Origin of the sequence: Acinetobacter sp. C26M, from assembly GCF_023702675.1 — a bacterium.
Classification (GTDB): domain Bacteria; phylum Pseudomonadota; class Gammaproteobacteria; order Pseudomonadales; family Moraxellaceae; genus Acinetobacter.
In genome coordinates, this window is sequence record NZ_CP098478.1 from 3527636 (window position 1) to 3539453 (window position 11818).

Genomic DNA, 11818 nt, shown 5'->3' on the forward strand with positions numbered 1-11818 from the left:
AATTGTCAGACAATAAGTTTTATATTTCTTCCTTTTATTTGATCCTTTAATTGAAGCGAAATAGACTTGTATTCTGAAAGCATGAATTTTCATCTTTTCTCAGAATACCTTAATAAGTATATGGATTATGTTGATTTGATAGTAAATTTTGATATAAAAATAAAAAAGCCCTGTAGTCTCTCCCAAAACTACAAGGCTTAGCGGCTGTAAGTTTCCTCTTTTATCACTTACTTCACTGTAAGTTCGCTGTCATACGACGTTATTATTATATTTTTGCGATTTACCTAGCTTTCCGTGCTAGGCTCTTTGTGTGTACATAATCTCAAAAACCTTGCGCTTGCTCTAGCGACAATATCTCGAATCCTTGTAAGCCTTTACTTACAAAATAGTGAATTCTAAAGAATAAGTTCACAATCTGTTCAAATTGATCTTTTGCACTAAACCACTCCGACGAACAGTCCGTATCGTCAATGCCTGTTGCAAGGCCTTAGGATCCGCCAAAATAGTCACTGCTTTTTTAGCACGGGTAACTGCGGTATAGATCAACTCTTGACTCAATAATTTTTCGGCTTGAGCATCTAATACGATCGCCGTATGGGTAAATTCCGAACCTTGCGATTTATGAATCGTTAAAACAAATGCCGTTTGCATACTGCGCGGTAGTCGATGCGCTGCAATCCATTTATTTAAGCTTGGAAAAAATACTTCAAATTGCTGAGCTTGACTACGGTGTTTAAAACAAATGCCAATATCACCATTAGAAATTCCAAGCTGATAGTCATTATACGTCATCATTACAGGTCGCCCGATATACCAATCACCCACCGTAATTTGTTTCAGTTGCTGATTGAGCCAATGCTCTGCAAAACGATTGAGTTGTTCAAGGCCCAATTGTCCATGTCGAACTGCAGTTAATATTCGATAGTCATCAAAAGCGTGGATTACCTGCTCAATATATGCTGCTGGCTCATCTGCATCGCGATAACCTTTTAAGGCATCAACATAGCTTTGAAATCCTTCCATTAATTTCTGTTGATAGGACTCGATATCAACGTGCTGCTGATCTGGTAAGTACTCCAACTGAATCAGGTCTGGCATATCTTTACTGAGCGTAATCGCCTGTAAAGATTCAGCTTTAACGATTTCCATCTCTAGCTTTGATAGCACTAAATCAGGTTCACTTGAATGCGACTGAGCCTGAATAAATCGAGCCAATTGCCCAATCTTCGCGTCACCAGAGAAACGGCGACTGGTTTGCAGTTGTACTCGGTTATCAGCTAATTCAGGCACTTGCTGTAGATCAGCAAGCACTGAACCGACATCAACCGAAGCCAATTGATTGGCATCACCGAGCAAAATAATTCGACATTGTTCAGGTACAGCTTCAAATAATAAAGTCGCAAGATTTAAATCCAGCATCGATGCTTCATCAACCACAATCACGTCATAAGGCAAAGGTTGTTTTTGATTAAAGCGTGGTATTTGTCGGTTGCCCATACCCAATAAACGATGCAAGGTCTGGGTAGTTTGATTACGTAACTCTTCGGTGATAAGTCCTGAATCTAATAATTTCGGATCGTTAAAAGAGTTTTGTAGCGCTTCCTGCATCCGTTGTGCAGCTTTGCCTGTTGGTGCCGCCATGGCAATACGAATATCAGGAATGGTCTGGTTAAGGGCTGCAATAATACGCGCCAAAGTATAGGTCTTTCCTGTACCAGGTCCACCGGTAATAATACTCAGCCATTGTTGCAGTACCATTTTTAACGCAGCCTGTTGGTACTCGTCACTGAGTAAGTCCTGATAATTTTCTGAATCAACAACCTGAATCGTTTGTCGCTTTAATCGGCAAATCTGTTGAGCGAGGCGTTGCTCTAAAGACCAATATCGGTATAATGCCAAGCCCTGCTGATCATAGACACATGCTGCAACCTGAGTCACTGCAATTTCACTAGAAACTGCTAAATCAGCCAGTGCTTCGATCTGTGTCGTATCTGCTGCAATACAACTGTCGCCTTGCAAACTGGCTTCAACCAGTTGCTGCAACACTTGTGCAGCGTTAACTGATTGAGTAGTTTGAGAAAATGGTGCTTGTGAGAGATAGTTACTCCACATATTTAACCATGTCATTTGCGCTGACTGATCACCAACTTGTTTGTCCACAGAGTTATCCTCAAACTTACCCACACGCTTGTCCACAAGGTTATAAACAGAGTTATTCACAAGCTAAGCTTTTGTTTAATTTAAATTCAATCACTTTATCTACACCATTTTCCCTGTTTTATCCTCAGAGAAATATCCAAGAATCGCATCTAGACGTAAGATAAACTCATCTTCAGGTTTCCAATAGAAATAGCCCTGCTGAGCTTGTCCATTCATCCCGCGCAAATACAGATACGATGCGCCTCCTAAATGTTGCTGCATATCGTAATTTTGCAGTTTTACCATCAGATAACGATGCAATGCCACCAAATATAAAGCTGCTTGCAGCCAATAACTCGACAGCGACATACTTTCAGCAATCTGAGCCTGCTGATAATCCAATTGCTCTGCACCCAGATAATTACTCTTGTAATCGGCAATATGATAACGCTGCCCATCGAAGTAAACCAAATCGATTGAACCATTCAGATATCGAGCCGACTTTGCTTCCAACAGTTCAGGCATTTCGATGTCATATTCCACAAAAAGCTGCTGTACACGTTGCATTGCCAGTACTCGATCAGATAAAGCCAGATAGAATGGACATTCGGATAAATATTGCCCTGCTAGTAGCTGCTGTAACTGAAAATCCTGATTGAGCGGTGTCTTTAGAACTTCGGCTAACCATGCAGCAATCCATTGATACAGTTGCTGCTCTTCATTCTCCTGTTCAGGAAAATGCTGCTGATATTGTTGCAACAGCTCTACCCATAAACTTTGATAGGTATTTTTAAAACGACGACGAATTTCTTCAATCCATGTTTGGGGTTGTTGAAAATCAATCTGTTCAAAAATTTCATGCAGGAAATTGCCTGCCAAAGTGCCTTTGGGGAAAAATTGTTTAATCCAAGCAATCGGCTGAGCACCTGCTGTCTGATCCATTTCAACAAGATTTAATTCATCTTCTGCCTGCTCAAAATCTGCATCGATATTCGCCAAACGATCAGACCGAGTAGCCTTATGTTTCAAATGCTGGGCCAAATAACTAAAACTGGTTTTACCGCGCGCATAAAAACGCTGTGTAGGTAAAGGCTGAGCCAAGAGTGCAAGCTGTTGTTGAGCTTGCTGTGCCTGTAATGCCAGTGGTCGCTCTAAGATCAAAGCAGCGTCTGTGCTGTACAGATGCTGAAAATTTTCACCATGATTCTTCCAAAAAGCCAAACCTGAAAACTTATTTTTTTCGCCTTTTTCAGGTTCAAACACTGCATATACACGATGGCTAGCACGCGTCAATGCCACATACCACAAACGATTTTGTTCAGCCAAAGCACGTTGTTGGTGTTGATCCAATTCAGTTTGCTGTAAAAAGTTTTTATCGGCCACAGCCACTACACGTTGAGTCCGTATTTGACCTGTCTCTGGTAATTGAACTTCAGTGGTAGAAAAATTCAGTGTTTTCTGCACTTCGGCAAAAGCCTTATTCGCCCCCAGTAAAAAGACAATTTTAAACTCCAAGCCTTTGGACTGATGAATGGTCATCAGTTGCACACCAGCTTCACTGGACAGCTTGTGTTCAAGCTCCCAATCACGATCACTTGGCGAATTTAATTGTTTTAAATACCAGTGATACAGATTTTGCATCCCTTGTATATGTTCACTGTGCTGACTCAAGAGATCAGTGAGGTGGCGTAAATTTACCACAGCACGTTCATTGTCTTTACTTTGTGTGGCAACCAGTTGCTGCCAAAGGCCAAACTGATTTAAGCAACGCTGCCATGCCGATAAAAATCCTTGATTCAGCCACATTTCACGAATGTCATCAAACTGCTGAATGTAATAACTCAAGCCTTCTGCACTTTGCTCTAATGCCAATAGTCGAGTGAGATCAAATCCAAATAAACGGCTCAGTAAAGCCCGCTTGAGTTTGGCTTCATCATATGGATGAAGCAATGCCGTCAATAAAGCTCCGACATCCTGAGCAATCACGGAATCAAACACACTGCGTTTCGATGGCCGATTAACCCGAACCCCCATACGTTCTAACACATATTGCACTTCATCCAGCTGACGATGGCTACGGGAAAGAATCGCAATATCATCTTCATCAATGGCAATCGGGACATCACCCGCTAAATACAATTGTTTTAAATATGATTGGTTGAGTAAGTTCTGAATCTGCCATGCCACCTGTGTGGCCTGCTCATTGCCTTCTTGTAGTTGTAACCAACGTAAAGGTTGCGGATTAAATTGTGCATTTTCAATCAAAGCAGGATGTGGACGTGAACCCGCTTGAATCGGGTCATACATAACCTGCTCACCAAAATCCATCTGACGCTGAAACAGCACATCCACCACTTCAACCAGTTCTTTCACCGAACGGTGGTTATGCACCAACTTATACTCACGACCCTGTTTGGCCATAATATCCTGATAAGCATTCAGAAAGGTCAGCATATCTCCACCGCGGAAACCATAAATCGCCTGCTTACGGTCGCCGACCATAATCATGCAGCCTTTTTGGTAACGCTGTGGATGGCGCCAGATACTGGCCAACATATCATCTTGATCTTGGTTGGTATCCTGAAATTCATCCACCAGAATCAATGGATATCGAGCTTGGACAAAAACAGCAAAACGTTGTCCTTGCTCTCCTTTTAATGCTTCTGACAAAGTTTTGATTTGCTGGGCAAAGGTGGTTTCGCCTTTTTGCTGTAATACTTGTGGCAGTCGCTTTTTGACTTCAATACACAAATAAGCTTTTAGATAAACTTGCAGCTGCTCAAATTCTTGCTGAGTCTGCTGCACAGCTTGAAACAGCTTTTGCAGTTGCAAAATGCTCGGATGTTGGTAAAAGCCCTCAGCAATTTCCGCAGGACATTTCTTAAAAATCTTTTGCCCTTCAAACTTGTCTAAAAACTTGAATACTGCATCACGTGCGTCGGCAAAGTAAGCATCAAAAACCTGTACATTGTCAGGACTGTTGAGTGCTTTTAATAACAGCGGCAGTGACTCTGTAAACAGTTTATGAAAGGCATTGTTACGGAAAGAAGCGCCATTAATATGCACATAATATGCACCGTCTAACTGAAAGTATTCAACCAAGCTGCTCAGGTCAATCTGCTGTGCTTGTTGTTGCCACTGCTGTAATTGTGCCAACTCAATTTCAGGCATGGCAGGTAATTTAAACTGGGCTGAACTAAAGTTCAGTGAGCTTTCCACCATCCCAACAAAATGATCAACACTTTTTAGTCCCCCCACACTATATAAGGCATTAATCACTTGCTGCGGCTGGGTTTGAATCCATTCACGCAACACGTCATGAATCAATTGACGGGTATAGCTTTTGGCATCCTCAGTAATTTCTGCCCGTTCGATTTTGCCACTTTCAAAGGCAAACTCGCGCAATAGCTTTTGGCTAAAGCTATCCAGTGTCCCGACAAACAATTCATCTAACTGGTCGATGACCAGTTTTAGCCGTTCACAGGCATAGGCAATTCGTGGTGCAAAGTTTTTTAAGACCTGCTGTTTTAACGGATCAGACTCTTGTAGTGCTCGTGCCTGAATGTCCTGTTCCAGTACATCACGAAAGGGTTCTAAATACTCAAGTATCTCGACCAGACGCAAACGGATACGGCTTTTGAGTTCTGCCGCTGCGGCACGGGTAAAAGTGGTGGCAATCACTTGATTGGGCAGATATTTTTCTAAGAAAATCCGCACCATCAAGCTCGAAAGTGTATAGGTTTTCCCCGTCCCTGCTGAGGCTTCAATTAAATGCAAGCCTTCAAATTGAATATCACCAATCGGCTGATAAGACACTGGATACTGTGGGTTCATGTCTTACTCCACCCGTAAAAATTCAAAAATCGGTTGATATAAGGCATAAGAGTAATGGTTGCAGGCATACTGCAATAAAGCTGTTGTATCTTGCTCCTGCAAAATAAACTGCCAATCTCGATGCAATTTGCAGGCCTCATTTTGAGTCATGTCAAAGCCAGAGAAATCACCCGTATCATTCCAGTCCTTCAATACTTGCTTTTGACTCTCTTCAGTTAACACCTGAGTTGAATCCAACTCAATCCACTCATATTGCTTGCCCTTTTCTAAAGGCTTTAACACTAAGGCAGCAGGCAAGACTACAGGTTGCTGTTGTGCATCTTGCCAAAGCTGTAACCATGCATCTAAATAGTGTTTCGCTTGTTGAGAACTTAGTCCTTCACAAATCACGGTCTGATCACTAAACACCACAATACGCCGCTTATCCGTGGCAGTATCACTATTCAATACCGTCAGCCAAAGCAGATATTCCAACCAGACTTTGGCAAAGCGTTTCGCACGCGCACTGGAAGCATCAAGACTGACCCAGTCTTGTGTGAGTTGCTTCGGTGTCACACAAGCAATTTGTAGCTGCTTAGACACACGCCAAATACGTTGTGTAGTTTCAGTTGGTACTGGTGCATAGTACTGCAGACGCTCTAACAGTCGTTGTTGCTCTAAGCGACTCTGCTGCCATGCACTGTGCTGGACTTTTCCAACGGGTAACTGGTCCTGCAAGACACTTGGAGAGAGCTTTTCATCATGCTGTTGTAAAAAATGACGAATTGCATATTTACCCAAACCATCCAGCAATAAAGGTTCGGATTGATCGACCAATTCAGTGGCTGTTAAATTTTCGACCCCTAAAGTTTTTAAATACAATCGTGCTGGGAAACTGACATCTTGAATCCATTGCTGACTATCCAAAATGGTCATTTCATTCTGTTCAATAGCAACTGTCGTATTAACCCATGCTTGTCGATCACCTTTGGTTTGCTGAATCTGTGAGGCGACCTTAAACCATTGGTCTTGAAAGCGCACAGGGCGATCTGAAACAAAACCAAGTGGATCAAAAGGTTGTAGACGATGTAAGTGATATAGCGGATAAAGCTGTGCTGGGACTTGCAAAGCATCCAACCCGGCTAAATCGGCTTCTGATAAAGGAAAACTTTCTTCAAATGAAGTATCTCCTTCAGGGAGAGATTTAGAGAGGGTTGGCTTTACAATCAAAGCCAAATGCTCGCGGAACCCTTGCAACACACTGGATGGCTCTCTAACCTCACCATCATTGATATCAAAGCCATTATAAAACAGCCAAACCTGCTCTTGCGCCAACAAGATTGCATCTAAAAATGCCCCCTGATCATCTTCCAAACGAGAACGATCACCTAATTGCTGCCGTAACACATCCATCAAATCAAAGGGGATATGGCTGTCCCGATTCGGGAATTTACCCGTATCTAAATTCAATAACACAATGAGGCGATACGGAATCGGGCGAATTTGACCAATCTGACTAAAAGTGATTTGTCCCGTGGGTTCAACTTGTGCAGACTGGCTTTCTAGTGTGCGTTGAATTTCCTCAACAATATAAGGTAAAGGCAAAGATATTTGCCCTAACTGCGTATCAGCATCGCCATAATAGTTGGCTAAGGTCAGCATACGTTCTTGTTTTTGAATAATTTCTCGTACAGCTTTTAATGCAACAACGTCAGTTTGTTCGAACTCTTGCACATCCTGTTTAATTCGTTGCAACCAGACTTCAACTGGCAAACGCTGTCCTTGCTCATGTACTACCAACCAGTCACGCCGTGCAGACAGCTCCTGATAAATCTGAATCAAAATCCCGATCAGTTCAAAATCACTCGGTTGAACTGAGGCATAACTTAAAATGTCCTGCACCATCACATGGGCTGGCACGGCAATGCCGAGCGCCAAACGATCTAAGGCAAATTTAAAACTATAGCGGTAGTCTTGGTCCTCAGCGCTGAGACTCTGTTTTAAATGTTCAGCATCTAAACCACGCTTAAAACCAGCCTCATTCAGTAATGCTAAAATCCGCTGTACCTGTGTGTAATCCAGCCCATAGCGTTGTTGAGTTGCAGCAAGATTGAGCCAATCTGCAAAATCATCTTGACTGAATCGTCCTTGGGTCAATTGCAAACGTCCAAGTACTGCACGCCAAGCATTTAAGGCATCTAGCTGTGCCACCCCTGCAATTTTAACTGGCAGAAAAACCTCATGTTCATTTGCCACAGCTGGAAAAACACTTCGAATCAAAGGTTCCAGTTCAGCTAAATTCGGGGTCAAAATCAGCACATCACTTGGGCGACGCGGTGTAGCATCTGCTTGAGACAACCAATGTACCAACTGCTCTTTTAATACTTCAAGCTGTCGCACACTAGAGTGGCAAACATGAATCTGAATTGACTCATCCTCAGGTGCAAGTTCATATTGCTGAGATTGAGGTTCAGCTAAGTAGAAAATATCAGATTGGACCTTTCCAAGTAACGTTTCGGGAAACTGCTCTACAAAGGCATCGACCCACTTTCCCTCTTCTCCCGTTGCCAGTTGTGACAATAAGGAAAAATGATCCCGCGCCTGTTTACCTAGACGTGTCAGTAAAGGATGTCGAGATTCACGATTTAAAGCATTAAAACCTAAACTGAAACTGTCAAAGAATGCCGCAATCTCTGTATCGCTGGCATTGGGATGTTTGGCGATGTATCGCTCTTTCACCCCCAAGTCATAACGCTTTTTCCAGAGTGGATCGACACTGTCAGCCCAATATTCTTGCGATGGGTTATAGTGCAAAATCACCACATCTAGATACTGTCCTAAACGACGTAAAAATTGCAGCTGACTCGGCGGTAAGTCTAAAATCGTAAATACAATTACCTGATTAGGTAATTGGGCCAAGGCCTGCTGACGTGTTTTTTCACTCTCTAAATGTTGCCAAAAGTCAGCATCAATACGTTGTATTTCGACAAAATCATCATGGAAATAATGTTGCCATAACCAACGTTGCCAAGCTTCCAACTGTTCAGTTTGCTGTAAGCTAAATGCCGAGGTTTGCTGGTCTGTTTTAGAAATCAGTTGTTCAATATCTAAAGTACGATTTTGTCCCCAAGCCGATAGCCAGTTACCTGCACATGTACAATTGCCTTGACAGGCGCGCTGACAGTGACCACGGTAAATCATATAGTTGCTGAAAAGTTGCGAAACCTGCTCAGCGATCCAATACAACATGCTCTGCTTTTTAAGCTGTTTTTCTGTGCCTTGTTGTAATTGGTCTGCGCTGTCATAAATCCGTTGCACAATCGAATATAAGGGGTGCTCATTCGCAACAGTATTCTGTTCAGGTTGAATGAAAGGCTGTAACGCTTGATGAATACGCCACTTTAAAATCAAGCGTGGAATATTGGCTTTACGGACTTGCTCCTTATTTTCCAAAACTTGCTGGTAGGCATACCATTGAAAACCGCGAATGCGCTGATGGAATTGGTAATTCGCAGTCATGCCTTGTTGTTCTGCAATTTTTTGGGTCAGCCATTGTTCTTGTGCTGGACTCGGGACAATAAAATGCTGGGTTTTAAATACCTGAAAGGGCGAGCTACTCGGCTGAGTGATTGATGCCATCACACCTTGCAATAATACGTCAAGGCGTTGACTTTGAATAACATGAATACCCATGCGTTAATTTAACCCCATTAATAAATCACCATTTTGCTCTACCAAAATGCCCATCATCATCACTATACAACTTCAGATCACTATGTCACGCTAAACACACAATCCAATAAAAAAATTGTTTTGAATTTCACCATTCAATACGATTGAATGTACTATCAAGGGATAGACTTTAGGTATAACTTTATGAAAATTGAAAAAATTCCTGATTCAATTGACCCAAGTTTAAACTTGGAACAGATTCGCGATGAATGTTTGGAACTCGCCAAGAAGCGTGCCTATTGGTCAGCAGGTGCAGCCATTGTACCCATTCCATTTTTTGATGTTGTCGTCGACTTGGGCATGCTGACACAAATCATTCCAGATATTAATGCACGTTTTGGCTTAGCACCCGAACATATCAGTGTTTATGATCCTGAAACCAAAAAAATTCACTGGGATGAGTTGCGTAAACGTGGTTTTGAGTTTTCAGGTTTTGTGGTGGCACGCACTGCCATGAAAAAATCATTTAATGGTTTCTTTACCAAAATCGCGACCAAGCAAGTGACTAAATTTATTCCTTTAGGCGGGCAACTTGTTGCGGCCAGTTTAGGCTACTTCATGATGCGTAAAATCACGGAAGCACATGTGCAAGATTGCTATAACCTTGCCAAACGTATTCAGCAGAAAAGCCGTAGTACCATTGTGGCTTAAAATTAAAATGCTTGACTCAACTTGGCTCGTTTACACATCACTGTAAAATGCAGATGTTTACAGTGATGCAACAGATCAATAAAAAAACCACACAAATACGTTAATATTCACTTAATTTTTTAAGCTTTGATAAAGATTGTATTTTTAACCTCCACATCTCGATGATAAATAGATGATGGAGCGTCATTGTGCAAAATAGCCAATCCCCTTCTCGGGTCCGTTCAATTTTTAACGTGACCAGCGGGAACTTCCTTGAACAATACGACTTCTTTCTGTTCGGACTCTATGCACAAGCCATAGGTGAAACCTTTTTTCATTCAGACAGTAGCTATGCCGCACTGATGAAAACCTTTCTGGTGTTTGCCGTCAGTTTTCTCATGCGTCCAATCGGTGCACTGGTGCTTGGCCCTTATGTCGATCGTATTGGTCGTCGTCGTGGTCTGATGGTGACCTTGAGCATCATGGCTTTCGGTTCATTAATCATCGCTTTCACCCCCAGTTATGCCAGTATCGGCTTTGCCGCGACTGTGCTTATTTTCGTTGGTCGCCTAGCTCAAGGCTTCTCCGCAGGAGTTGAGTTAGGAGGTGTTTCGGTTTATTTAGCTGAGATTGCGGAACCACATAACCGCGGTTTTATTACCAGTTGGCAATCGGCAAGTCAGCAAGTTGCCGTCATTTTTGCAGCCATTTTAGGTTATATCGTCAGTGTGGTGTTCACTAAAGCGCAGGTGGATGCTTGGGCTTGGCGCATTCCATTCTTTGTCGGCTGTGCCATCATTCCCTTTATTTTTTGGTTGCGTAAATCCTTAGTTGAAACAGAAGCTTTCGCTTCTAGAAAAGAACATCCAACGACACGACAGATTCTTAGCACCTTAGCTGCAAACTGGAAAATTGTGTTGGCAGGTGTATGTATGGTGGCAACCACCACTACCATGTTCTACTTCATTACGGTCTATACCCCAACCTATAGTAAAGAGGTTTTGAATTTAACGCGTAGCGAAAGTTTAATTGCTACAATTATGGTAGGGCTGAGTAATTTTATCTTATTGCCGATCGGTGGGCATCTCTCCGATAAATTTGGCCGTAAGCCCTTATTAGTCGCGACCACGATACTCATCTTTATTAGTGCTTATCCATTACTGACTTGGCTCACCCATACCATTAGCCTGTCACATATGTTGATGGTGTTATTGTGGTTCTCATTGTTATATAGCTTCTATAATGGTGCATTGGTGGTTTCATTGGCTGAAATGATGCCAAGCTCGGTTCGCATTGCTGGTTTCTCAGTTGCCTATAGTTTTGCCACTTCGATTTTTGGTGGGCTGACCCCAATGATTGCCACTTTTCTGGTGCAAACATCAGGCAATAAAAGCATGCCCGCCTTTTGGCTGATGTTTGCCGCGATCACCAGTTTGATTGCCACTTTAATCATTTTCCGCCAACAGCGTAGCTATAACGCACAACTGGCCAATAACAATTAATT

The 11818-nt window shown here is 42.4% G+C and carries 5 protein-coding genes; 2 read left to right on the plus strand and 3 right to left on the minus strand.

Annotated elements, in window-relative coordinates:
* Nucleotides 1-408: 408 nt before the first annotated feature.
* The 3 genes from recD to NDN11_RS16260 all read right to left on the minus strand — a co-directional run bounded on the left by recD (nt 409) and on the right by NDN11_RS16260 (nt 9645).
* On the minus strand, nt 409-2160 hold the full coding sequence (recD, locus tag NDN11_RS16250; protein ID WP_251110223.1) for an exodeoxyribonuclease V subunit alpha: 1752 nt from the start codon (nt 2158-2160) through the stop codon (nt 409-411).
* 99 nt (nt 2161-2259) lie between these two features.
* Nucleotides 2260-5973, minus strand: a complete 3714-nt coding sequence (locus NDN11_RS16255; protein WP_251110224.1) for a UvrD-helicase domain-containing protein — start codon at nt 5971-5973, stop codon at nt 2260-2262.
* Between the two features lie 3 nt (nt 5974-5976).
* Nucleotides 5977-9645, minus strand: coding sequence for an exodeoxyribonuclease V subunit gamma (locus tag NDN11_RS16260; RefSeq protein ID WP_251110225.1), 3669 nt, complete (start codon nt 9643-9645; stop codon nt 5977-5979).
* Between the two features lie 183 nt (nt 9646-9828).
* On the opposite strand from NDN11_RS16260, the gene NDN11_RS16265 reads away from it, so the two are divergent.
* Together NDN11_RS16265 and NDN11_RS16270 are read left to right on the plus strand one after the other, a co-directional pair.
* Entirely contained in the window at nt 9829-10335 is a 507-nt protein-coding gene (locus NDN11_RS16265; protein WP_251110226.1) for a hypothetical protein, read from the plus strand.
* A gap of 233 nt (nt 10336-10568) precedes the next feature.
* Entirely contained in the window at nt 10569-11816 is a 1248-nt protein-coding gene (locus NDN11_RS16270; RefSeq protein ID WP_502801378.1) for an MFS transporter, read from the plus strand.
* Nucleotides 11817-11818 lie beyond the last annotated feature (2 nt).